Source organism: Pseudomonas brassicacearum, from assembly GCF_003732175.1.
Lineage (GTDB): Bacteria > Pseudomonadota > Gammaproteobacteria > Pseudomonadales > Pseudomonadaceae > Aquipseudomonas > Aquipseudomonas brassicacearum_G.
In genome coordinates this window covers 1-22,290 of record NZ_MOBI01000020.1, presented here as the reverse complement: position 1 = coordinate 22,290, position 22,290 = coordinate 1, and the positions used below count along the sequence as shown (strand labels likewise).

The window sequence follows — 22,290 nt, the reverse complement described above, 5'->3', positions numbered from 1 at the left end:
AAACCCTATGCTGCTGGCGACATTGTTTGGTGTGGTGATGGGCCTGATCCTGGGGTTGACCGGGGCCGGCGGGGGCATTCTTGCAGTCCCGGCCCTGGTGCTCGGGCTGGGCTGGAGCATGACCCAGGCGGCGCCGGTGGCGTTGTTTGCGGTGGGCAGTGCAGCGGCGGTCGGTGCCATTGACGGCTTGCGCCATGGGTTGGTGCGCTACCGTGCGGCGTTGTTGATAGCATTGCTGGGAGCGGTGTTTTCGCCGGTGGGCATCTACTTCGCCCATCAGTTGCCGGAAAAAGTCCTGATGATCCTGTTCAGTCTGCTGATGATCATGGTCGCCTGGCGGATGCTGCGGCGAGAAAAACCGCAACCGGGGCCGAGCGATCACGGCCACGCCAACTGGGGCCAGAAGAACTGCATGCTCGATCAACAGACCGGGCGCTTTTCCTGGACCGCCAAATGCACCGCAACCCTGGCTGCGTTGGGGGCGGTGACTGGCGTGGTTTCAGGATTGCTCGGGGTCGGTGGCGGTTTCCTGATCGTGCCGGCATTCAAGCAACTGACTGACGTACAGATGCGGGGCATCATCGCCACCTCTTTGATGGTGATCAGTTTGATCTCGGCAACCGGCGTGATCGGCGCCTTTCATGCCGGGGTGACCATCGATGCCCAGGGCGCGGCTTTTATCGCTGCCAGCATCGCCGGGATGGTCGTGGGGCGGCGACTGTGCGCCCGGGTTCCGGCCCGGATACTTCAAGTGGGGTTTGCCAGTGTGTGCCTGATGGTGGCCGGCTACATGCTGCTCAAGGCCTGAAAACGGTGGTTACTGTGCAGCGAACTGGCAAGAAATCTCTGGCTCAGGTTTACTGCCTTCAATACCGATGACAAGGCCACGCCATGGATCACTACGCCCCGCGCAACTGGCAGCCCCACGAACGGCCAAGCTTGCCCGGTTCCCCCTCGACGCCTTTGCACCCCACGCCAAAGCGGCTGGCTTATGCGTTGGTCGGGTTGCTGGTGGCATTGACCGGTGGTTTGGGCAATGCGTTGGTGGTCGCCAACCTTCCTTACCTGCAAGGGGCGCTGGGGGCGACAACAGCCGAGATGGCTTGGCTGCCAGCGGCTTATGTGATGACCAACGTCTCGATGAACCTGCTGCTGGTGAAGTTTCGGCAGCAGTACGGCCTGCGGGCGTTCACCGAAGTGTTCCTGGTGCTGTATGCACTGGTGACCTTCGGCCATTTGTTCGTCAACGACCTGAGTTCGGCGATTGCGGTGCGCGCCGCCCACGGCATGGTCGGCGCGGCGCTGAGCTCGTTGGGTTTGTATTACATGGTTCAGGCTTTCCCGGCGAAGTGGCGCATGAAGGCGCTGGTGCTGGGCCTGGGTACCTCGCAACTGGCGTTGCCACTGGCCCGGCTGTTTTCCGAGGACCTGTTGCAGATCGCTGAATGGCGCGGGCTCTATCTGTTTGAACTGGGCATGGCGCTGACCTCATTGGGCTGGGTGTTCATGCTCAAGTTGCCACCGGGCGACCGCTTCAAAACTTTCGAAAAACTCGATTTCCTGACCTTCGCCCTGTTGGCGGGTGGGGTGGCGCTACTCTGTGCGGTGTTGTCGTTGGGCCGTATCGATTGGTGGCTCGAAGCACCGTGGATCGGCGTCGCCTCGGCTGGCTCGATCGTGTTGATCATGGCGGGTCTGGCCATCGAACATAACCGCAGTAACCCGATGCTGATGACTCGCTGGTTGGGCAGCGGGGTGATGATTCGCCTGGCATTGGCGGTGATCCTTATCCGTTTGGTGCTCACCGAGCAATCCACCGGGGCCGTGGGTTTGCTGCAAACCCTGAACCTGGGCAGCCAGCAGATGCACAGCCTTTACGTGGTGATGCTAGTGGGCAGCGTCGCCGGCCTTGCCACCAGCGCGCTGACGATCAATCCCTCGCACCTGTTGATGCCGTTGATCATTTCTCTGGCGCTGATGGCCACCGGTTCGGTGATGGACAGTTTCTCGACCAACCTGACACGTCCGGAGAACATGTACCTCAGCCAGTTTCTGCTGGCCTTTGGCGGGACGTTTTTCCTCGGGCCGACGATGGTTCTCGGCACGCGCAACGTGTTGACCAATCCGCGCAATCTGGTGAGTTTTTCAGTGCTGTTCGGGATCTGCCAGAACCTCGGTGGCTTGATTGGCGCGGCGCTGTTGGGGACGTTCCAGATCGCCCGGGAAAAATTCCATTCCAGCCATATCGTCGAGCGCCTGACCTTGATAGACCCACAAGTGCTCAATCGTGTGCAAGGCAGCAGTGCGAGTTATGTGTCGAGCATCGCCGACCCGTCGGCCCGCACCACCCAGGGCATTCGTAGCCTGGCAGCGGCTGCGACCCAGGAGGCGAATGTCATGGCCTACAACGACGTGTTCATGCTGATCGCGGTGATCGCGATGCTGACCATGCTCTGGATCTTCATTCGCAGCCTGTGGCTGCTGAGCACGACCAAGGCTGTCGCTCCCGCGCCGGCCAGTCCGACTTCCGTTCCCTCCAGCGGTGCCTCTTCTTCATGACCGACCCGATCACCACAACCACCAACGCCATCGCCTCGACTCCCGAGGGCGTGGCACCGCCGAAAACTTCTGGTACCGAGCCGCGTTCGTTGCCGGTGCGGATCATTTCGTCCCTGGGTTTTGCTGCGATTGCCATCGTCGGGGTGCTGATCGTGCTGTATGCCTGGCAATTGCCACCGTTCGGTAGCGCCATTGAAAGCACTGAAAATGCGCTGGTTCGTGGCCAGGTGACGATCATCGGTCCGCAACTCAGCGGTTACGTGTTTGAAGTGCCAGTGCAGGACTTCCAGTTCGTCAAGACCGGCGACCTGCTGGTGCGGCTGGATGACCGGATCTACAAGCAACGTCTGGATCAATCGCTGGCGCAACTGGCGGTGCAGAAAGCCGCGCTGGCCAATGCGGTGCAGCAACGCAACAGCGCCGAGGCGACCATCAAATTACGCCAGGCGGCGCTGACCGACAGCCAGGCCCAGGCGCAAAAAAGCGCGGCGGACTTGCGGCGTAACGAAGCGTTGATCAGCGACGGCTCGGTATCAAAGCGCGAGCTGGACGTGACCCGTGCGGCCAACGCACAAACTATCGCTGCGGTGGCTCAGGCCCAGGCGAGTCTGGAAATCGCCCGGCAGGACCTGCAAACGGTGATCGTCAACCGCGGTTCGCTGGAGGCCGCGGTGGCCAGCGCCGAAGCGGCGGTTGAGCTGGCACGGATCGATCTGTCCAACACCCGCGTGGTCGCCCCGCAGGACGGCCAGCTCGGGCAGATTGGCGTGCGCCTTGGCGCCTACGTCAACTCCGGCGCGCAGTTGATGGCACTGGTGCCGAGTCAGTTGTGGGTGATCGCCAACATGAAAGAAACCCAGATGAACAACATCCACATCGGCCAGCCGGTTACCTTCACCGTCGACGCACTGAACCACCAGAAATTTCACGGTCGGGTGCAGCGCATTTCACCGGCTACCGGTTCCGAGTTCAGCCTGTTGCAAGCTGACAACGCCACCGGCAACTTTGTCAAAATCGCCCAGCGCGTGCCGGTGCGCATCACCGTCGACGCGAACCAGGCGCAGAGCGAACGCCTGCGGCCCGGCATGTCGGTGGTGGTGAGTATCGATACGTCCGGGCAAGGCGATGCTGTCGCCGACAATCTGTAGGTGCCACTGATCGTTCCCATGCGGGAACGATCAGTTACCGGCCACCATCGGTGGCAATGTTCCGAGCAGGGAAACCGCCGCGACGGCCGCTACCCCCAACAACCACTCCAGCATCACGCTGGTGCGCAGTGCCGAGAGGCGTTGCTCGCAGTGTTTGATTTTCAAGCGATTGAACAGCGCCAGGCCAAGCATTGCGCTGACCAACAGCACCTTGATCAACAGAATCAGCGCGAACCCGGACAGCAGCGGTGTTGGCCAGAAGGCCCCGGTCAACACCCGGACGTTGATCAGGCCGGTCACCAGCAAACCCGCCACCAGCCCATAACCGACCCCGCTGAAGCGTTGCAGTATCGGCCCGACAGCGTGGGTCGTCGGTCGCCGCAGAATCATCATCAGCAGCATTAGCCCACCCAGCCAGGCACCGACGCAGATCAGGTGAATCACTTGATTGAGGATCAGCAACTGGCCACTCAGGCCATCGAGCATAGCGCCATGGCCGACCGGGGCGAGGGTCATCAGCAGCAGACTGCTCAGGAGCATACGCAGCGCAAACGAGTTGTTCAGCGGGCTCAGCAGGCAGACCACCAGCATCCCGTTGAACAGCAGATGCCAGCGCCAGACTTGTCCGAAGAAGGTGTTGCTCATCACCAGTTGCACGGTTGGCCAATCAAACGCCGCCGACAGCGAGCCGGCCATGCTGGCGGTGATCAACAGCAGCCAGCAAATTCCGGTGAGCAAGGCGAACCCGGCGAGCAGCCGACTCAGCCCGGCGAGGCGTTGATCGAGTGTTGCAAGTGCTTGGGTCAGCGGTTCATGGCGCAACAGCAGGGGCCTGAACAGACAGGCCCCAAACAGCATCAGCACGACGATGAAATGCAGGAAGCGGCACAGGACCAGCGCGCTCGACATCGATTACTGACTCACCTTGAAGCTGTAGTTGCCAGCGCTTTTATGGGTGTCGACTGACACTGCATGCCATTCGACCTTGTAGTTACCGGCGCTCAGAGGTGCGGCGGGTGTGACGACCAGGGTCTTTTTATCGGCGCTTTCGGTGGCGATGCTTTTCACCGCAACGGCCATGCCATCCTTGCTGATATCGACTTTGGTGAAACTGGCTTCAACGCCTTCGGAGAACACCAGACGCAATTCGGCAGGTGCGGTAACGCTGCTGTCGGCGGCCGGCGTCGAGCTTTTCAGGTGAGCGTGAGCAAACACCGAGGAGGCGGCGAACAGCGAGCCGAGGAGGGCAGTCACAGTCAGGGCTTTTTTCAGCAACATGGGTCAGCACCTATCAGGCAGATTGGAAGATGCGACAGTTTACCTATGCCTCGCACCCTGTACGACGTTTCGTTTCGCAGGTGGCGAATGCTAGTCTTGACCCATGCAGCTTGTCAGGGAGCCCTTATGGGCAATCACAAAATCGAGATCCGCCGCAGTAACGTCGAGAAAATCCTGCTGGCCGCCGAGAAGGTCTTCGCCGAGAAAGGTTTTGGCAGTACCGCGATGGCCGACATCGCTAAAGAAGTGCAACTGCCGCGCTCCAATCTGCATTACTACTTCAGCACCAAGGCTGAGCTGTACAGCGCGGTGCTGTTCGATTTGCTGGAAGTCTGGAAGCAGGACGCGTTGTGCTTCGAAATGTTCGATGACCCTCGGGTGGTGCTCAGCAGTTACATCCGCGCCAAGATGAACCATTCCCGCAGCCGGCCTTATGGTTCGAAAGTCTGGGCCAATGAAATCATCCACGGTGCGCCGACATTGGGTGAGGCGCTGGACGTCAGCCTGTACGACTGGGCCAAGATGAAGGAAGCGAAAATTCGCCAATGGGTGGAGGACAAACGCATCCTGCCGGTGGAGCCTTCAAGCCTGCTGTACATGATCTGGGCCTCGACCCAGCATTACGCCGACTTCGATCACCAGATTAACATCCTCAACGACCACCAAGCGCTGTCGGACATGCAGTTCGAGCGTGCGGTGCAGACCGTGACCAGCGTGATTCTGCGGGGGATCGGGTTGGAACCGTGAGATTTGTTGCACGGCTGATGGCCTAATCGCGAGCAAGCTCGCTCCCACAGGGATCTGGTTTACGCTGGAGATCCAATGTGGGAGCGAGCTTGCTCGCGATGGCGTCCGATCAGGCGACGCGGATCTCAACCGGCGACATGGTAGGGGTTGCGGGGATCATGGTCCCAGTCCAGAAACGGTTTCCCGTTATCGGCCGGCACCATTTCGATGCAATCCTGCACCGGGCAGGTGATCTGGCACAGGTTGCAGCCCACGCATTCGTCGTCGATCACTTCGTACTTATGGGTGCCATCCGGCTGTTTCAGGCTGGCGATGGCCTGGTGCGAAGTGTCTTCGCAGGCGATGTGGCAGCGGCCGCAACCAATGCAGGCCTGCTGGTCGATCTTGGCGATCACCTGATAGTTGATGTCCAGGTATTTCCAGTCCGTGGTATTGCCCACTGCACGCCCGGAAAAATCCTGCACGCTTGAGTAGCCTTGGCTGTCCATCCAGCGGGATAATCCGTCCTTCATTTCCTCGACGATCCGAAAGCCATGCAGCATCGCCGCCGTGCACACCTGCACCGCGCCACTGCCCAGGGCCATGAATTCAGCTGCGTCACGCCAACTGCCAATGCCGCCGATGCCACAAATTGGCAGGCCCTGGGTCTGCGGGTCGCGAGCGATTTCGGCGACCATGTTCAACGCAATCGGTTTGACCGCTGAACCGCAGTAACCGCCGTGGGTGCTTTTGCTGCCAACCATCGGATGCGCAACCATGCGATCCAGGTCGATGCTGGTGATCGAGTTGATGGTGTTGATCAGCGATACCGCATCGGCGCCGCCACGGTAAGCCGCTCGTGCGGCGACACGGATGTCGGTGATGTTCGGCGTGAGTTTGACGATCACCGGCAGCGAGCAATAGGTCTTGCACCAGCGAGTGACTTGCTCGACGTATTCCGGCACTTGGCCCACCGCTGCGCCCATGCCACGTTCTGGCATGCCGTGAGGGCAGCCGAAGTTCAGTTCGATGCCATCGGCGCCCGTGGCTTCTACCAACGGCAGGATGTTTTTCCAGGATTCTTCGACGCAAGGCACCATCAGCGAAACGATCAAGGCGCGATCCGGCCAGTCTTTTTTGACCTGGGTGATTTCTCGCAGATTGATTTCCAGCGAGCGATCGGTAATCAGTTCGATGTTGTTGATGCCCATGACTTCACGGTTGGCACCAAAATGCGCGGAGTAACGCGACGAGACGTTGACCGCCGCCGGGTCTTCACCCAGGGTTTTCCAGACCACGCCGCCCCAGCCGGCCTCGAATGCACGGACCACGTTGTAAGCCTTGTCGGTGGGCGGCGCGGAGGCCAGCCAGAACGGGTTAGGAGCTTTGATGCCGGCGAAGACAATCGAGAGATCGGCCATTTACGCAGCCTCCACGTTGAGCATGAGTTGGGCATGGATTGCTTGCGCCGCGAGTTTGCCGTGCTGCACGGCCTGCACGGTGAGGTCCTGATCGAGGCTGGTGCAATCCCCACCGGCATAGACGCCGGGGATGCTGGTGCGCATCTGCTCATCTACCTGAATCCGCTCGCCCTGGCGTTTCAGCTCGCGGGCCAGCGGATCGCTCAGCGCGCTGTCGTCGAATCGTTGGCCGATGGCTTTGAAGATCGCATCGGCGACCAGCTCGAAGGTTTCCCCGGTGCTGATCAGCCGGCCATTTTCCATACGTGTACGGGCGAAACGCATGCCGCGCACCTGGCCTTTATCGTCGAGCAAGACCTCCTGCGGTTGTGCCCAGGTCATCAGCCGTACCTGATTGGCCTTGGCGATGTCTTGCTCATGACCGGTTGCGCCCATGTCCTCAAGGCCACGGCGGTACACCAGATTCACGTCGTGCGCACCGAGGCGGGCCATTTGCACGGCCATGTCGATTGCCGTGTTACCGGCGCCGAGGACAATGCAATGATCGGCCAGCGGCAATTGGCTCAGGTCATCGGCCTGGCGCAGTTCGCGAATGTAATCGGTAGCGGCCAGCAGCCCTGGGGCGTCTTCGTCGGCCAGCCCCAGCTGTTTGCTGGCGGCCAGGCCAAGACCGAGGAATACCGCGTCGAACTGCTGATGCAGTTCGCTGAGGCTCAGGTTCTCGCCGAGTTTTTGCCCGTGGCGGATTTCGATGCCACCGATTTCCAGCAGGAAATCCAGCTCATGCTGGGCAAAGTCATCCACCAGTTTGTATTTGGCGATCCCGTATTCGTTGAGGCCGCCGGCCTTTTCCCGTGCCTCGAAAATCACCACCTCGTGGCCATGCATGGCGCTGCGGTGTGCGCAGGACAAACCGGCAGGCCCGGCACCGACCACGGCAATCCGTTTGCCGGTGGCCGCCGCGCGTTTGAACGGGTGCTCGCTGAAGTGCGCGTTGTCGATGGCGTAGCGCTGCAACAAGCCGATCAGTACTGGCGCGCATTCCTCGGTGTTGTTGCGCACGCAGGCGTGCTGGCAAAGGATTTCTGTCGGACAGACCCGGGCGCAACTGCCCCCCAGGATGTTCGCCGAGAGGATTGTTTGCGCCGCGCCCTGGACGTTCACTTGATGGATGTTGCGAATGAACGATGGGATATCGATCTCGCTCGGGCACGCGTTGACGCAGGGTGCGTCATAGCAATACAGGCAGCGCGAGGCTTCCAGATGCGCTTGACGCTCGTTGAGCGGCGGCGCCAGATCGGTGAAATGGCCGGCGAGGGTGGCCGCATCCTCGGCGGGATGGGGCAAGTGGTTCAGAGTCTTGATCACGGTGTTGGCCTCACGGTTATTTGAGGTACTGCCTCTGATGGGCATTGTTTTTTGTATTGCCTGTCGGTGATCGTTCCCACGCTCCGCGTGGTAACGCCTCTGGGGACGCTCCGCGTCCCGCGCTTGTGACGCAGAGCGTCACGGGCTGCATTCCCACGCAGAGCGTGGGAACGATCAGAAGGCCGCTTTCAGCGTTTCACGGCAATTGGCTTGTGCAACTCAGCGCGCTTGCTCAACAGGTCAAACACTGCAGGGTATGCCGGGCGTTCGATGTAGCGCCCGGCACCGCGTTCGGCGCGCAGGTCGCCGTCGACCCAGACCAGTCGACCCTGGCTGATGGTGTGGCTGGGCACGCCGCGCACGGTCTTGCCTTCAAAGATGTTGAAGTCGACGTTTTGGTGATGGGTCTTGGCTGAAATGGTCCGCGTACCTTGCGGGTCCCACAGCACCAGGTCGGCATCGGCGCCGACTCGGATCGAGCCTTTGCGCGGGTAGAGGTTGAAGATTTTTGCCGTGTTGGTAGAGGTCAGTGCAACGAAATCCTGCATCGATAGGCGCCCGGTGTTGACCCCTTCATCCCACAGCACCGCCATGCGATCTTCGATGCCGGCCGTGCCGTTGGGGATTTTGCTGAAGTCGTCACGGCCAGCGGCTTTCTGTTCGGCACAGAAGCAGCAGTGATCGGTGGCGGTGGTGTGCAGGTTGCCCGATTGCAGGCCATGCCAAAGCGCTTCCTGGTGGCCACGAGGACGGAAGGGCGGGCTCATCACGTAACCGGCGGCGGTTTGCCAGTCCGGGTGCTGGTAGACGCTGTCATCCAGCAGTAAATGCCCGGCCAGTACTTCGCCATAGACCGGTTGGCCCTTGCTGCGGGCGTAGGTGATTTCATCCAGCGCCTCCTTGGTCGAGACGTGGACCAGATACAGCGGCGTGCCGAGGGTTTCAGCGATACGGATCGCCCGGCTCGCGGCTTCACCTTCAACCTGGGACGGTCGCGACAGCGGATGCGCTTCAGGCCCGGTGATGCCTTGGGCCATCAACTTGCGTTGCAGGTGATAGACCAACTCGCCGTTTTCCGCATGCACGGTCGGCACGGCACCGAGCTCCAGACAGCGCTCGAAACTGGCGACCAGCGTGTCGTCGGCCGCCATGATCGCGTTCTTGTAGGCCATGAAATGCTTGAAGCTGTTGACCCCATGGTGGCTGACCAGTTCGGCCATTTCTTCGCGAACCTGTTCGCTCCACCAGGTGATGGCGACGTGAAAGCCATAGTCGGAGGCTGATTTTTCAGCCCAGCCGCGCCACTGATGGAAAGCTTCCAGCAGCGATTGCTGCGGGTTGGGAATCACGAAGTCGATGATCGAGGTGGTGCCACCGGCAAGACCTGCCGCCGTGCCGCTGAAAAAGTCTTCGCTGGCCACGGTGCCCATGAAGGGCAGTTGCATGTGCGTGTGCGGGTCGATGCCGCCGGGCATCAGGTATTGGCCGCTGCCGTCGAGCACTTCGCAGCCTGCGGGAGTATCGAGGTTGTTGCCGATGGCTTTGATCACGCCGTCGGCGCACAAGACATCGGCGCGATAACTTTCATCATGGGTAATAACGGTGGCGCCACGGATCAACAGAGACATTCCGAGTTCCTCGCAGGCTTGACTGGCTTATGCCGGTTCTAAGTGTTTTATATGTAGCAGGCTAAGGGAGTTGTATTCCTGTCAGCGCTGTCAGGAATAAACGCTAGCTGGAGATATCGGATTGGGCAAGAATATTTTTTATAAGCTTATATAGATATTAACTTATTGAAATTAAACGATTAAAAGTACAAATCACCAAAATGGTGAGGTCTCTCACCATTTTGACGCACTTGACAGGATCGAAATATGGTCAAGATTTCCTATGTGAAATCAGCTATTTGAGGTGCGCCTGTGGCTGACAGAAAAAATACAAAATAAATGTAGCGCACCAGATTGAGTCCTGACGGTTCGGACAACTTGCCTGGCATTTTGCCTGAGTGCCCAGGTAAGTCTTCGCAGGCTTGATTGTTTTTTGAATAAAGTTGATGAATATCAGTTGTTTACATGGAATTTACCGATGCGCTCAGGTCGTCAGCAAAGCCTCCGGCATGCTTATTGATTGCCGCCGTTGACACCTTGGCCGGTCGGTAAAAGTCGTCAGTTCTCCGGCCATCGTCCGGCTCGTGGTTTATCCGCAGGCCAGCCCGATGAGCAAAATAATCAAAAAAACAGTGGAGCGGCCATGCAACAGAACAGATCGCAAGTCACCGAGCGCGAAGGGTTGTACGAACTGGACGCCGGCAGCGACGTCCTCGACAGTCCCCGGTACAACCACGACATTGCGCCGACCAAGGTGCACGAACGAACCTGGAACAAATGGCACATCACCGCGTTGTGGATCGGCATGTCGGTGTGCGTACCGACCTACACCCTCGGCGGGGTGCTGACCGCGTACTTCGGCCTGAGCGTTGGCGAGGCGTTGCTGGCGATTCTGCTGGCCAACGTCATTGTGCTAATTCCACTGACACTCAACGCCTTTGCGGGCACCAAATACGGGATTCCGTTTCCGGTGTTGCTGCGTTCTTCGTTCGGGGTGATCGGTTCCAACGTGCCGTGCCTGATCCGCGCGTTGGTGGCCTGCGGCTGGTTCGGTATCCAGACGATGTTTGGCGGGCTGGCGATTCACTTGTTTCTCGGCTCGGTTTTCGAGGGCTGGAAATCTCTCGGTGGCACCGGCGAAGTGATCGGCTTCATGATGTTCTGGACGCTGAACCTGTGGGTGGTGCTGCGCGGTGCCGAGTCGATCAAATGGCTGGAAACGCTCTCTGCGCCGTTGTTGGTGGCAGTGGGGCTGGGCTTGCTGGTCTGGGCCATGCCGAATGTGTCGCTGACCGAGTTGCTGGCCCAGCCACCGAAACGTCCTGAAGGCGCCAGCGTGACCGGTTACTTCCTGGCCGGGCTGACCGCGATGGTCGGGTTTTGGGCAACCTTGTCGCTGAACATCCCGGACTTCAGCCGCTACGCCAAAAGCCAGAAAGACCAGATCCTCGGACAGATTTTCGGTTTGCCGCTGACCATGTTCCTGTTCGCTTCGCTCGGGGTGGTGATGACTGCCGCGTCGGCGAAACTGGTGGGTGTGACCGTCTCTGATCCGGTCAGCCTGATCGGGCATATCCAGAGCCCGGTGTGGGTGGCGTTCGCCATGGCGCTGATCATTATTGCGACGCTGTCGACCAACACGGCCGCCAACATCGTTTCACCGACCAACGACTTCCAGAACCTTGCGCCCAAACTCATCAACCGCACCAAAGCGGTGATGTTGACCGGTCTGGTAGGGCTGGCGCTGATGGGCCACGAACTACTGAAGAAGCTTGGGCTGATCGTCTCCAATGTCAGCCTGGAAACGGTCTATTCCAACTGGTTGCTCGGTTATTCGAGCCTGCTCGGGCCGATTGCCGGGATCATGGTGGTGGACTATTTCCTGATCAAGAAACAACAACTGGACCTGGCTGGCCTGTACCGCGATGACGTGTACCCGGCGTGGAACTGGAACGGCTTCATCGCCTTCGGCGTGCCGGTGGTGTTGACCTTGCTGTCGCTGGGCAGCGATGCCTTCAGCTGGTTCTACAGCTACGGCTGGTTCACCGGCTCGGCCCTTGGCGGGCTGATGTATTACGGGTTGTGCATGATGCGCAGCAGCGACACGGCTGTGGCCGATACCTCGATATAAGAAAAGGGTGATCGTTCCCATGCTCTGCGTGGGAATGCAGCCGGGGACGCTCTGCGTCCCAAGAGCGGACGCAGAGCGTCCAGAGATGAATTCCCACGCAGAGCATGGGAACTATAAAAATCAGCCTGAAGGAGATCACCATGAACGCTGCCGTGGACGTTCTGCAGTCCAGCCATCAGCACATCAATCGCGACCGCCTCTGGCAGTCACTCATGGAGCTGGCCAAACTCGGCGCCACGGTCAAGGGCGGCGTCTGTCGCCTGGCCCTGACCGACCTTGACCGCCAGGCCCGCGACATTTTCGTCAAATGGTGCGAGGAAGCGGGCTGCACGGTGAGCATCGACGCCGTCGGCAACATCTTCGCCCGCCGCGCCGGGCGCAATCCGCAACTGCCACCGGTGATGACCGGCAGCCACATCGACACCCAACCTACCGGCGGCAAGTTCGACGGCTGTTTCGGCGTGTTGGCCGGGGTCGAAGTGCTGCGCACCCTCAACGATCTGGGCGTGGAAACCGAGGCGCCGCTGGAAGTGGTGGTCTGGACCAACGAAGAAGGCTCGCGCTTCGCCCCATGCATGATGGGCTCCGGGGTGTTTGCCGAAAAATTCACCCTCGAGGAAACCCTGGCCAAGACCGACGCCAGCGGCGTAACCGTGGGTGAGGCGCTGAATGCCATCGGCTATGCTGGTCCGCGCAAGGTCAGTGGGCACGCAGTCGGTGCCTACTTTGAAGCGCACATCGAGCAAGGCCCGATTCTGGAAGACGAGCGTAAGACCATTGGCGTGGTGATGGGCGCGTTGGGACAGAAGTGGTTCGACCTGAAACTGCGCGGCGTCGAGGCTCACGCCGGACCAACGCCGATGCATTTGCGCAAGGATGCATTGGTCGGCGCCGCCGCAATCGTCGCCGCTGTGAACCGTACTGCCCTCGGTCACCAGCCGCATGCCTGTGGCACCGTCGGTTGTCTGCAAGCCTATCCAGGCTCGCGTAACGTCATCCCCGGCGAAGTGCGCATGACCCTGGATTTCCGTCATCTTGAACCGGCGCGGCTGGACTCGATGATCGCCGAGGTCCGGCAGGTGATCGACAGCACCTGCGATGAGCACGGCCTGACTTATGAACTGACTCCAACTGCCGATTTCCCGCCATTGTATTTCGACAAGGGCTGCGTCGAGGCAGTGCGCGGCGCGGCGCAAGGTCTTGGGCTGTCACACATGGACATCGTCAGCGGAGCAGGGCATGACGCGATCTTCCTTGCGGAACTGGGGCCGGCCGGGATGATCTTCGTGCCCTGCGAGGGTGGCATCAGCCACAACGAAATCGAAAACGCCACACCGGATGACCTGGCGGCCGGTTGTGCAGTGTTGCTGCGGGCGATGCTGGCGGCTTCGGCGGCGATTGCGGGCGCTGAACTGGCGACCTGAAAGACCGACGTGCACTGTTGGACTACAGCAGTGCACGTCACACCCTCAGGTCCGGAAGCCCTGACCTAGGCGTTTGATGTGTTCAACGACGGGTCTGCAGGACATTGAAAATGAGCATGCCCGCCAGCATGGCAATCACAAACACCCAGGCTTGCCAGTGCCCCGTGGGCAGCAGCACCAGTGCCGGGCCCGGGCACATGCCGGCAATGCCCCAGCCGACGCCGAACAGCAGGCTGCCACCGATCAGGCGTCGATCCACTTCACGGTTTGCCGGCAGTTGCATGGGTAAGCCCAGCAGGGATTTTTTCTGTTTCATGGCCCAGTGAAACGGTATCCATGCCACTGCAATAGCGCCGATCATGACCAAAGCCAGGGACGGGTACCAAAGCCCGGCAATGTCCAGGAAGCCCAGCACTTTGGCTGGGTTGGCCATACCGGCCAGTAACAGGCCGATGCCGAATAGCAAGCCGGCAATAAACGCAGTCAGTTTGCGCATGTTCAATTTCCCAGCAGATGACGCAAGACGAACACCGTCGTAAAGCCGGTGAACATGAAGCACAGCGTGGCGATGATCGAACGCGGAGAAAGCCGTGAAATGCCACACACGCCATGACCACTGGTGCAACCTGCGCCATAGCGGGTGCCGATACCTACCAGCAGCCCGGCCACAATCAGGCCCAGGGTGCCGGTCTTGAACTCGATGCCTGGCTGTCCCGCGAACAGCATCCACAGCACAGGTGCCGCCAGCAACCCCAGGAGGAACAGGGCTTTTTCTCCCGAGGCCGAGTCTCTGGGCGCCAGCAGGCTGCCCAACAACCCGCTGATGCCTGCGACACGACCGCTGGTGACCACCCACAAACCGGCGGCAAGACCGATCAGTGCGCCGCCAGCCAGCGCAGACCATGGGGTGAAGTGAAGCGAATCGAACGTCATGACAACTCTCCGGGTGGATAACGGGCGGCACTAAACCACTCTTTTTACCTTGAGCATAGGTCCGCTTGTGAGGACCAAGGGAGGTAACCAACCGGATGTAGACGCATGCAAGGTTGGTGGACGTTCAGTCCCGCTTTTGGCCGATGCACTGCCTACAGCCACACGCGATGGCTTGTTATAGTTCAGGCCTTATTTACTGCGCCAGCAAGGATCACTGCCATGTCCGAATACCAAGCCTTTCGCGTCGAACTGAGCGACAACATCGCCCATGTGCAGATTAATCGCCCGGAAAAGATCAACGCGATGAATGCGGTGTTCTGGACTGAAATCATCCAAATTTTCCAGTGGATTGACGACACCGATGAAGTCCGTGCCGTGGTGATCAGCGGTGCCGGCAAGCATTTCTCTTCGGGCATCGACCTGATGATGCTGGCTTCGGTGGCCAATGAAATGGGTAAGGATGCGGGTCGCAATGCGCGCCTGTTGCGGCGTAAGATCCTCGCGTTGCAAGCTTCCTTCAACGCTGTCGATAACTGCCGTAAACCGGTATTGGCGGCGATTCAGGGCTATTGCCTGGGCGGTGCCATCGATCTGATTTCTGCCTGTGACATGCGCTATGCGGCCGAAGACGCGCAATTCTCGATCAAGGAAATCGACATGGGCATGGCCGCCGATGTTGGCACTTTGCAACGCTTGCCGCGGATCATCGGTGACGGCATGCTGCGCGAACTGGCATACACTGGTCGCACCTTTGGCGCGGAAGAAGCGCGCAGCATCGGCTTGGTCAACCGGGTCTACCCGGACACGGCCAGCTTGCTGGACGGGGTGATGGGCATTGCCCGTGAAATTGCTGCCAAATCGCCGATTGCGATCGCCGGGACCAAAGAGATGATCAGCTACATGCGCGATCACAGCATCAACGATGGCCTGGAATACATCGCCACCTGGAACGCCGCGATGCTGCAATCCACAGACCTGCGGGTCGCCATGGCGGCGTCGATGAGCAAGCAGAAACCCGAATTTCTGGACTGAGCACACATGACTTCACGCTGGACCACTGCAGTACTCGATACCGATTTACCCGGCGGCTGGGCCGTGGCCCGCAGCCCTGAAGGTTTTTTGTTCGACGATAATGGCGCGCTGTTTCCGCGGGAGTGGCTGAAACGTCAGGACCTGTCGATTCTCGCCGAGCACGGCATCGGTTATCTCGACGGTGAGCCGGTGTATTTGCTGGAGCTCAAGGCTCACAGCGAGGTGCCGGGCTGTAACTGGAAAGGCCTGCGGGCGTTCATGCTGGATGGCGATCACACCGTTTACAAAGTGTTGGGTTATGCCGCGCAAGTCGGCACCTGGGCGCGGGAGCACCGGTTTTGCGGCAACTGTGGTCAGCGCATGACGCAGGTGTCGCGTGAGCGGGCGATGTATTGCGAACCCTGTGATTTGCGTTTTTATCCGCGGATTTCACCGAGCATGATCGTGTTGATCACCCGTGGCGACGAAATCCTGCTGGCGCGCTCGCCACGCTTTGTTCCGGGGGTCTACAGCACCCTGGCGGGCTTTGCCGAGCCCGGCGAGTCGGCCGAGGATTGCCTGATTCGTGAAGTGCGTGAAGAGGTGCAGATCGAGGTCAGGAACATCCAGTACCTGGGCAGCCAGTGCTGGCCGTTCCCGCATTCGATGATGCTTGGGTTTCATGCCGAATACGCCAGTGGCGAGATCGTGCCGCAAGCTGACGAGATCGAAGACGCCCAGTGGTTCAACATTCATGCGCTGCCGCCATTGCCGGCGGGGCGCTCGATTGCCCGCTACCTGATCGACATTTATGTGGCGCGACGCTTAGGCCATGCTGAACCAGTGCTGCCAGGCTAGACGCACGGTCAAGCCCAGTACCACGGTGATGAATACCGGGCGAATGAACTTCGCCCCACCGCTGATGGCGGTGCGGGCGCCAAAGAACGCGCCGACCATCACCGACAGGCCCATGCTCAGGCCGATGATCCAGTCCACTTGCCCGGAAAAGATGAACACCGACAGCGCCGCGATATTGCTGACGAAGTTCATGCTGCGCGCCACGCCGCTGGCCTTGACCAGATCAATGGGGTAGAGCAGCAGACTGCTGACGGTCCAGAACGCGCCAGTGCCGGGACCGGCCACGCCATCGTAGAACCCGAGACTGAAACCCTGGCTCGACTGCCACTTCTTCTTGATTGGGGCGTCGCTGTCCAGCGGTGCTTTCGGCGTGCCGCCAAACAGCAGATACACACCGCAGGCGAAGACGATCACCGGGAGCATCTTGTTCAACCATTCAGCCGGCAGGTAGTGCGCAATGATTGCGCCGGTCAGTGCGCCGACCAGGGTTCCGATAATCGCGTGTACCCATTGCCGCGGGTGGAATAGCTTGCGTCGGTAGAAGGTGAAACTGGCGGTGGCCGAGCCGAAGGTCGAGCTGAGTTTGTTGGTGCCCAGCACCAGGTGCGGCGGCAAACCGGCAGTGAGCAGCGCCGGGGTGGTCAGCAGACCGCCGCCGCCGGCAATCGCATCGATGAAACCGGCAATGAACGCGACGATGGCCAAAATGGCCAGAGTGGTGAGGTCTACGCTGAGTTCGAAAGGCATGAGGTCGACTTATTCGGCGGGGCAGAGGGCAAGGCGGGGCGCCATCTTACCTATAACCGCCGCCCCCTGCGACCGCCCTAATACCCGACATGATGGTTCCTGCGCAGAGGATGAGAGCGATCAATCGCTGGGTTACAAGCCCAGGTCAGACAGGCCCGGATGCTCATCCGGGCGCCGGCCCAGCGGCCAGTGGAACTTGCGCTCGCTTTCCTTGATCGGCAGGTCATTGATGCAGGCGTGACGGTTGGACATCAACCCATGCTCATCGAACTCCCAGTTTTCATTGCCATACGAGCGATACCAGTTGCCCGAATCGTCATGCCATTCATAGGCGTAACGCACGGCGATACGCTTACCGGTGAAGGCCCAGAGTTCCTTGATCAGCCGATAATCCAGTTCCTTGGCCCATTTGCGGGTCAGAAAAGCCTTGGCTTCCTCGCGGTTGTTGGCGAACTCGGCGCGGTTACGCCATTTGGTGTCCAGGGTGTAGGCCAGGGATACCCGTTGTGGATCGCGGGAGTTCCAGCCGTCTTCGGCCAGGCGAATCTTTTCAATGGCCGACTCACGCGTGAACGGCGGAAGTGGCGGACGAACTTCGGCATTAGATGACATTTAAAGTCTCCAGGGAAAGTGAGTGTCAAAACAGCCCATTGATATTGCTTGAACAGTTACAGATCCAATAACTTTCGCGCCATGCATTGCGCATTATCAGCGGCACTGTGATCGCCCATGACAAGTGCAACGGTAATTGCGCCATCGATCAGGATCAGCAGCTGTTTGGCCAGCGCTTCCGGGTCGTGTACGCCCTGTTCGGTACAGAGCTCGCGCACGTAGTCGAGCAGTTTCTGTTTGTGTTCCTTCGCGACCCGTCGCACCGGGTCTTGCGGATCGCCGGTTTCGCCGCTGGTGTTGATAAAGGCACAGCCGCGAAAGCCTTCGCTGGCAAACCAGTCCTTGAGCACGGTGAACAGGTTGAGCGGCCGCCCGGCCGGGGTCGGGGCCTTGTTCACTTCGGTTTTGAACCAGCTCATCCAGCGTACGTCGCGCCGCTGCAAGGCCGCGACAGTCAGTTCCTCCTTGTTGGCAAAGTAGCGGTAAATACTTTTTCTGGAGACACCGGCGGTTTTCACCAGAAGATCCATGCCCGTGGCCGCAATGCCACTTTTGTAGATCAACTTTTCGGTGACATCCAGAATGATGTCGCGTGTGTCGTTGCTAGTGATTTTGCTCATGCTGTGAAGAGTAGAACGATCGTTCTTCATGGTCAAATATTTTTCGTGGTTAAAATTTCACACGCCTTTGGCAGTGTCTACCGGGAATAAATGCCGAAGGCTGTGAAGACCCGAGCGAACGCATGGTGTAAGCTCGTGAACTCTTCGGATTCGACCCTTTGCGAGCCCTATGCCGTCGCTTTTCAAACGCTCTCTACTGCCCAAGCTGCGCAGTTTTCCGTTGACCGCCGATGCGGTCTCCATCCTTTCTGGTGCTGCCGAGTTCCGTCGTTGCCTGCTGGAGAAAATTGCTCAGGCGACCCAGCGCATCTACATCGTCGCGCTTTACCTGCAACACGACGAAGCGGGACAGGAAATCCTCGATGCCTTGCACGCTGCCAAAGCTGCGCGCCCTGAGCTGGACGTGGTGGTGGTGGTTGACTGGCTACGGGCGCAGCGCGGTTTGATCGGTGCCGGCAAGCAGCCGGGCAACTCGGCGTGGTATCAGCAGCAGACTCGCGAACACGCCAGCGAAGTGCCGGTGTACGGCGTGCCGGTGCAAACCCGCGAACTGTTCGGTGTGTTGCACCTTAAAGGCTTCGTGATCGATGACTGCGTGATTTACAGCGGCGCCAGTCTGAATAACGTCTATCTGCACAAATTCGACAAATACCGTTACGACCGTTATCACGTGCTGCACAACCGGGCGCTGGCCGATTCCATGCAACACCTGGTGCAGCACGGGTTGATTGCCTCCAAAGCCGTGCACCGTCTCGACACGCCAAACCTGCCGACTACCCGCAGTCTGCGCAGCGACATCGGCGACCTGCGCAGCCGCCTCAAGCACGCGGTGTACGACACCACGGCGGGTACGCTGGACAAGGGTAGTCTGTCAGTCAGCCCGCTGCTCGGGGTCGGTAAAAACAACCCGTTGAGCCGGGTGATCTGTGAGTTGATTGCCTGCGCCCAGCATCAGCTGACCATCTGCACACCGTATTTCAACCTGCCGTTGCCGGTGACCCGTGAAATCAACCGGGCGCTGGCACGCGGGGTGAAGATCGACATCATTGTCGGCGACAAGACTGCCAACGACTTCTACATTCCGCCGAGCGAGCCGTTCAAGGTCATTGCTGCGTTACCGTATCTCTATGAAATCAGCCTGCGACGCTTCGCCAAGCGCCATCAGCGGGCGATCGACAGCGGTCAGTTGAACCTGCATCTGTGGCGCGACGGTGACAATACCTATCACCTCAAAGGCATGTGGGTCGACGAACGCTACACCTTGTTGACCGGCAACAACCTCAACCCGCGAGCATTCCGCCTGGACCTGGAAAACGCTTTGCTGATCGACGACCCGGAAGGTGAGTTGCAGGAACCCCGTCGCAGTGAGCTGGCGGAGATTTTCCGCAACACTCGCCGCATTGAGCGCTATCAGCAGCTGGAAACCTTGCTCGAATACCCGCCGGCAGTGAGCAAGTTTCTGCGTCGGGTCAGCCGGGTACGGATCGAACGCTTGCTCTATCGCATCCTGTAGCCAAAAACACAAAAGCCCCGTCACATGGACGGGGCTTTCTTTGACGCTAGCAGCTTGAAGCTTAAGGCTGCTTAGAACACTACGCCCTGGCTACGCAGGTAGTCATCGTAGGTGCCGCTGAAGTCGATCACGCCGCTTGGGCTCAGCTCGATGATTCGAGTGGCCAGCGACGATACGAACTCGCGGTCGTGGCTGACGAAGATCAGCGTGCCCGGGTAGTTTTCCAGCGCCAGGTTCAGCGCTTCGATGGATTCCATGTCCAAGTGGTTGGTCGGTTCGTCCATCACCAGCACGTTTGGCTTTTGCAGGATCAGCTTGCCGAACAGCATGCGACCTTGCTCACCACCGGAGATGACCTTGACCGACTTGAGGATCTCGTCGTTGGAGAACAGCATCCGGCCCAAGGTGCCACGGACCAGTTGCTCGCCACCTTGAGTCCAGCGACCCATCCAGTCGAACAGGTTGGATTCATCTTCGAAATCCGAAGCGTGGTCCTGTGCGTAGTAGCCGATTTCTGCGGCGTCGGTCCATTTCACGCTACCGGCATCCGGGCTCAATTCATTGACCAGGGTACGCAGCAGGGTGGTTTTACCGATACCGTTCGGGCCGATAATCGCCACGCGTTCGCCCGCTTCAACGTTGAAGCTGAAGTCCTTGAACAGGGTCTTGCCGTCGAAGCCCTTGGCCATGCGCTCGACGATGACCGCCTGACGATGGAGCTTCTTGTTCTGTTCGAAACGGATGAACGGGCTGACGCGGCTCGAAGGCTTGACCTCGGCCAGCTGGATCTTGTCGATCTGCTTGGCGCGGGAAGTAGCCTGCTTGGCTTTCGAGGCGTTGGCCGAGAAGCGGCTGACGAACGATTGCAGTTCCGAGATTTGCGCTTTCTTCTTGGCGTTGTCCGAGAGCAGCTGCTCGCGGGACTGGGTCGCCACGGTCATGTACTCGTCATAGTTGCCCGGGAACAGGCGCAGCTCGCCGTAGTCCAGGTCAGCCATGTGGGTGCAGACACTGTTCAGGAAGTGTCTATCGTGGGAGATGATGATCATCAGGCTGCTGCGCTGGGTCAGAATGTTTTCCAGCCAGCGGATGGTGTTGATGTCCAGGTGGTTGGTTGGTTCGTCGAGCAGCAGCACTTCCGGATCGGAGAACAGTGCCTGAGCCAGCAGAACGCGGAGTTTCCAGCCGGGCGAAACTTCGCTCATCGGGCCGAAATGTTGCTCGATGCCGATACCCAGGCCCAGCAGTAGTTCACCGGCGCGCGATTCGGCGGTGTAACCGTCCATTTCGGCGAATTCGGTTTCCAGCTCGGCGACGGCCATGCCGTCTTCTTCGGTCATTTCCGGCAGCGAGTAGATGCGGTCGCGCTCGGCCTTGACCTTCCACAGCTCTTCGTGACCCATGATCACGGTGTCGATAACGGTGAATTCTTCGTAGGCGAACTGGTCCTGGCGCAACTTACCCAGACGTACGTTCGGCTCGAGCATGACCTGGCCGCCGGACGGATCGAGGTCGCCACCGAGGATTTTCATGAAGGTCGACTTGCCGCAACCGTTGGCGCCGATCAGGCCATAGCGGTTACCCGCACCAAATTTGACCGAAACGTTCTCGAACAACGGCTTGGCGCCGAACTGCATCGTGATATTTGCTGTGGAGATCAAAGAGCTTACCTATCAATAACTTAGCTGAGGCTGGGTTCTGCTGATAACGATTTGATACCAATTTTCAGTTTTTCCAGCTCGCTCCAATCGGAGCTTGAGTTTATCCAGCGGGCATAGGTCGACAGCAACATCTGCACGTTATGGCCGAGCTGCTGTGATATGAATGCGGGGTTCATGCCAGACATTATGCATATTGTCGCATACGTATGACGACAGTTATATGGCGGGCGGGCGCGGATACCCAGCTTTTCCAGGGTAGGGCGCCGCTGATGGTGCAGGTATGAGGTCCGCTCGATGTGCTCGCGCATCGTGGACGGCGCAAAGACATAAGTCAGCTCTTTCAGTGCTCCAGCATCTTTTAGCCGGCGATCCGCCTATTTTTTGCGCGAAGTCGAGGGTGTGTAGCGCTCGCTCATTGAGCAGAACGAAACGATATCGTCGATGATCCGGCGCAGGCTCATGGTCGTAATCAAATGGCGTGCGGTGAGCGTGGTTCCGGTTTGAAAATCGGACATGACGAATCATCGCGCTCCGATCATCGGTAGGTTAGCAGGTGAGTGATGGGTATCTGATGAAGGGAGTGAGGACAGTGGGGTGGGTGAGCTAGTGTCTGTTTGTCCGTGAACGAGCCCCATGAAAGACAGGACACCGTTTCCCCCTTACGATAAGGGAT

General features: G+C 59.3%; 20 protein-coding genes and 1 pseudogene. 9 read left to right on the top strand and 12 right to left on the bottom strand.

The features are described from left to right. The first annotated feature begins 7 nt into the window (after window positions 1-7). The 3 genes from BK658_RS17785 to BK658_RS17775 all read left to right on the top strand — a co-directional run bounded on the left by BK658_RS17785 (window position 8) and on the right by BK658_RS17775 (window position 3,707). Complete coding sequence (locus tag BK658_RS17785) at window positions 8-808, top strand: sulfite exporter TauE/SafE family protein (protein ID WP_123583418.1); 801 nt, start codon at window positions 8-10, stop codon at window positions 806-808. 83 nt (window positions 809-891) lie between these two features. Continuing rightward, window positions 892-2,559 (top strand): MFS transporter, encoded by a 1,668-nt coding sequence (locus tag BK658_RS17780; RefSeq protein WP_123583417.1) that lies wholly within the window; start codon window positions 892-894, stop codon window positions 2,557-2,559. Continuing rightward, window positions 2,556-3,707: an HlyD family secretion protein gene (locus BK658_RS17775; protein ID WP_123583416.1), complete on the top strand. Its 1,152-nt coding sequence runs from the start codon at window positions 2,556-2,558 to the stop codon at window positions 3,705-3,707. Before BK658_RS17780 ends, BK658_RS17775 begins: the two co-directional genes overlap by 4 nt. Before the next feature lie 30 nt (window positions 3,708-3,737). Here the strand turns inward: BK658_RS17775 and copD are convergent, their stop codons facing one another. Both copD and copC read right to left on the bottom strand, forming a co-directional pair. Continuing rightward, window positions 3,738-4,616 (bottom strand): copper homeostasis membrane protein CopD, encoded by an 879-nt coding sequence (copD, locus tag BK658_RS17770; RefSeq protein WP_123583415.1) that lies wholly within the window; start codon window positions 4,614-4,616, stop codon window positions 3,738-3,740. A gap of 3 nt (window positions 4,617-4,619) precedes the next feature. After that, window positions 4,620-4,985 carry a copper homeostasis periplasmic binding protein CopC gene (gene copC / locus BK658_RS17765; RefSeq protein WP_123583414.1) on the bottom strand — a complete coding sequence of 122 codons (366 nt, stop codon included), beginning with the start codon at window positions 4,983-4,985 and terminating at the stop codon, window positions 4,620-4,622. Window positions 4,986-5,111: 126 nt separating this feature from the next. On the opposite strand from copC, the gene BK658_RS17760 reads away from it, so the two are divergent. Beyond that, the gene (locus tag BK658_RS17760; RefSeq protein WP_019690107.1) at window positions 5,112-5,732 is read left to right on the top strand and encodes a TetR/AcrR family transcriptional regulator; all 621 of its coding nucleotides are present in this window, start codon (window positions 5,112-5,114) and stop codon (window positions 5,730-5,732) included. A 125-nt stretch (window positions 5,733-5,857) separates the two neighbouring features. Here BK658_RS17760 and preA read toward each other — a convergent pair whose 3' ends face one another. The 3 genes from preA to hydA all read right to left on the bottom strand — a co-directional run bounded on the left by preA (window position 5,858) and on the right by hydA (window position 10,128). Next, window positions 5,858-7,132: an NAD-dependent dihydropyrimidine dehydrogenase subunit PreA gene (gene preA, locus BK658_RS17755; RefSeq protein ID WP_123583413.1), complete on the bottom strand. Its 1,275-nt coding sequence runs from the start codon at window positions 7,130-7,132 to the stop codon at window positions 5,858-5,860. Next, complete coding sequence (locus BK658_RS17750; RefSeq protein WP_123583773.1) at window positions 7,133-8,500, bottom strand: NAD(P)-dependent oxidoreductase; 1,368 nt, start codon at window positions 8,498-8,500, stop codon at window positions 7,133-7,135. A gap of 188 nt (window positions 8,501-8,688) precedes the next feature. After that, window positions 8,689-10,128, bottom strand: a complete 1,440-nt coding sequence (gene hydA / locus BK658_RS17745; protein ID WP_123583412.1) for a dihydropyrimidinase — start codon at window positions 10,126-10,128, stop codon at window positions 8,689-8,691. Between the two features lie 622 nt (window positions 10,129-10,750). Here hydA and BK658_RS17740 point away from each other — a divergent pair. Together BK658_RS17740 and BK658_RS17730 are read left to right on the top strand one after the other, a co-directional pair. After that, complete coding sequence (locus BK658_RS17740; RefSeq protein WP_123583411.1) at window positions 10,751-12,238, top strand: NCS1 family nucleobase:cation symporter-1; 1,488 nt, start codon at window positions 10,751-10,753, stop codon at window positions 12,236-12,238. 140 nt (window positions 12,239-12,378) lie between these two features. Then, window positions 12,379-13,662 carry a Zn-dependent hydrolase gene (locus tag BK658_RS17730; RefSeq protein ID WP_123583409.1) on the top strand — a complete coding sequence of 428 codons (1,284 nt, stop codon included), beginning with the start codon at window positions 12,379-12,381 and terminating at the stop codon, window positions 13,660-13,662. An 82-nt stretch (window positions 13,663-13,744) separates the two neighbouring features. Here the strand turns inward: BK658_RS17730 and BK658_RS17725 are convergent, their stop codons facing one another. Further along, window positions 13,745-14,158, bottom strand: coding sequence for a DUF6691 family protein (locus BK658_RS17725; RefSeq protein ID WP_123583408.1), 414 nt, complete (start codon window positions 14,156-14,158; stop codon window positions 13,745-13,747). Window positions 14,159-14,160: 2 nt separating this feature from the next. After that, the gene (locus BK658_RS17720; RefSeq protein WP_123583407.1) at window positions 14,161-14,595 is read right to left on the bottom strand and encodes a YeeE/YedE family protein; all 435 of its coding nucleotides are present in this window, start codon (window positions 14,593-14,595) and stop codon (window positions 14,161-14,163) included. 219 nt (window positions 14,596-14,814) lie between these two features. Between BK658_RS17720 and BK658_RS17715 the strand changes: the two genes are divergently transcribed. Continuing rightward, on the top strand, window positions 14,815-15,627 hold the full coding sequence (locus tag BK658_RS17715; RefSeq protein WP_123583406.1) for a crotonase/enoyl-CoA hydratase family protein: 813 nt from the start codon (window positions 14,815-14,817) through the stop codon (window positions 15,625-15,627). 6 nt (window positions 15,628-15,633) lie between these two features. Beyond that, window positions 15,634-16,464 (top strand): NAD(+) diphosphatase, encoded by an 831-nt coding sequence (gene nudC, locus BK658_RS17710; protein WP_123583405.1) that lies wholly within the window; start codon window positions 15,634-15,636, stop codon window positions 16,462-16,464. On the opposite strand, the gene BK658_RS17705 is transcribed toward nudC, so the two are convergent. The 3 genes from BK658_RS17705 to BK658_RS17695 form a co-directional block, all read right to left on the bottom strand. Then, the gene (locus BK658_RS17705) at window positions 16,432-17,211 is read right to left on the bottom strand and encodes a TSUP family transporter (protein ID WP_123583404.1); all 780 of its coding nucleotides are present in this window, start codon (window positions 17,209-17,211) and stop codon (window positions 16,432-16,434) included. The two genes, nudC and BK658_RS17705, sit on opposite strands and share 33 nt — an antisense overlap. Before the next feature lie 132 nt (window positions 17,212-17,343). Further along, on the bottom strand, window positions 17,344-17,823 hold the full coding sequence (locus BK658_RS17700; protein WP_123583403.1) for a nuclear transport factor 2 family protein: 480 nt from the start codon (window positions 17,821-17,823) through the stop codon (window positions 17,344-17,346). Window positions 17,824-17,879: 56 nt separating this feature from the next. Further along, complete coding sequence (locus BK658_RS17695; RefSeq protein WP_123583402.1) at window positions 17,880-18,443, bottom strand: TetR/AcrR family transcriptional regulator; 564 nt, start codon at window positions 18,441-18,443, stop codon at window positions 17,880-17,882. A 169-nt stretch (window positions 18,444-18,612) separates the two neighbouring features. Between BK658_RS17695 and pssA the strand changes: the two genes are divergently transcribed. Beyond that, entirely contained in the window at window positions 18,613-19,956 is a 1,344-nt protein-coding gene (gene pssA, locus BK658_RS17690) for a CDP-diacylglycerol--serine O-phosphatidyltransferase (RefSeq protein WP_123583401.1), read from the top strand. Window positions 19,957-20,027: 71 nt separating this feature from the next. On the opposite strand, the gene BK658_RS17685 is transcribed toward pssA, so the two are convergent. Together BK658_RS17685 and BK658_RS30340 are read right to left on the bottom strand one after the other, a co-directional pair. Then, window positions 20,028-21,617, bottom strand: a complete 1,590-nt coding sequence (locus tag BK658_RS17685) for an ABC-F family ATPase (RefSeq protein WP_024265040.1) — start codon at window positions 21,615-21,617, stop codon at window positions 20,028-20,030. 20 nt (window positions 21,618-21,637) lie between these two features. After that, window positions 21,638-22,049: pseudogene (locus tag BK658_RS30340) on the bottom strand (site-specific integrase); the annotation flags it as partial. Between the last annotated feature and the right edge of the window lie 241 nt (window positions 22,050-22,290).

Bases quoted from the DNA above. Each gene is read 5' to 3' on its own strand.
- BK658_RS17785 (WP_123583418.1), top strand. From the start codon at position 8: ATGCTGCTGGCGACATTGTTTGGTGTGGTGATGGGCCTGATCCTGGGG.
- BK658_RS17780 (WP_123583417.1), top strand. From the start codon at position 892: ATGGATCACTACGCCCCGCGCAACTGGCAGCCCCACGAACGGCCAAGC.
- BK658_RS17775 (WP_123583416.1), top strand. From the start codon at position 2,556: ATGACCGACCCGATCACCACAACCACCAACGCCATCGCCTCGACTCCC.
- copD (WP_123583415.1), bottom strand. From the start codon at position 4,616: ATGTCGAGCGCGCTGGTCCTGTGCCGCTTCCTGCATTTCATCGTCGTG.
- copC (WP_123583414.1), bottom strand. From the start codon at position 4,985: ATGTTGCTGAAAAAAGCCCTGACTGTGACTGCCCTCCTCGGCTCGCTG.
- BK658_RS17760 (WP_019690107.1), top strand. From the start codon at position 5,112: ATGGGCAATCACAAAATCGAGATCCGCCGCAGTAACGTCGAGAAAATC.
- preA (WP_123583413.1), bottom strand. From the start codon at position 7,132: ATGGCCGATCTCTCGATTGTCTTCGCCGGCATCAAAGCTCCTAACCCG.
- hydA (WP_123583412.1), bottom strand. From the start codon at position 10,128: ATGTCTCTGTTGATCCGTGGCGCCACCGTTATTACCCATGATGAAAGT.
- BK658_RS17740 (WP_123583411.1), top strand. From the start codon at position 10,751: ATGCAACAGAACAGATCGCAAGTCACCGAGCGCGAAGGGTTGTACGAA.
- BK658_RS17730 (WP_123583409.1), top strand. From the start codon at position 12,379: ATGAACGCTGCCGTGGACGTTCTGCAGTCCAGCCATCAGCACATCAAT.
- BK658_RS17725 (WP_123583408.1), bottom strand. From the start codon at position 14,158: ATGCGCAAACTGACTGCGTTTATTGCCGGCTTGCTATTCGGCATCGGC.
- BK658_RS17720 (WP_123583407.1), bottom strand. From the start codon at position 14,595: ATGACGTTCGATTCGCTTCACTTCACCCCATGGTCTGCGCTGGCTGGC.
- BK658_RS17715 (WP_123583406.1), top strand. From the start codon at position 14,815: ATGTCCGAATACCAAGCCTTTCGCGTCGAACTGAGCGACAACATCGCC.
- nudC (WP_123583405.1), top strand. From the start codon at position 15,634: ATGACTTCACGCTGGACCACTGCAGTACTCGATACCGATTTACCCGGC.
- BK658_RS17705 (WP_123583404.1), bottom strand. From the start codon at position 17,211: ATGCCTTTCGAACTCAGCGTAGACCTCACCACTCTGGCCATTTTGGCC.
- BK658_RS17700 (WP_123583403.1), bottom strand. From the start codon at position 17,823: ATGTCATCTAATGCCGAAGTTCGTCCGCCACTTCCGCCGTTCACGCGT.
- BK658_RS17695 (WP_123583402.1), bottom strand. From the start codon at position 18,443: ATGAGCAAAATCACTAGCAACGACACACGCGACATCATTCTGGATGTC.
- pssA (WP_123583401.1), top strand. From the start codon at position 18,613: ATGCCGTCGCTTTTCAAACGCTCTCTACTGCCCAAGCTGCGCAGTTTT.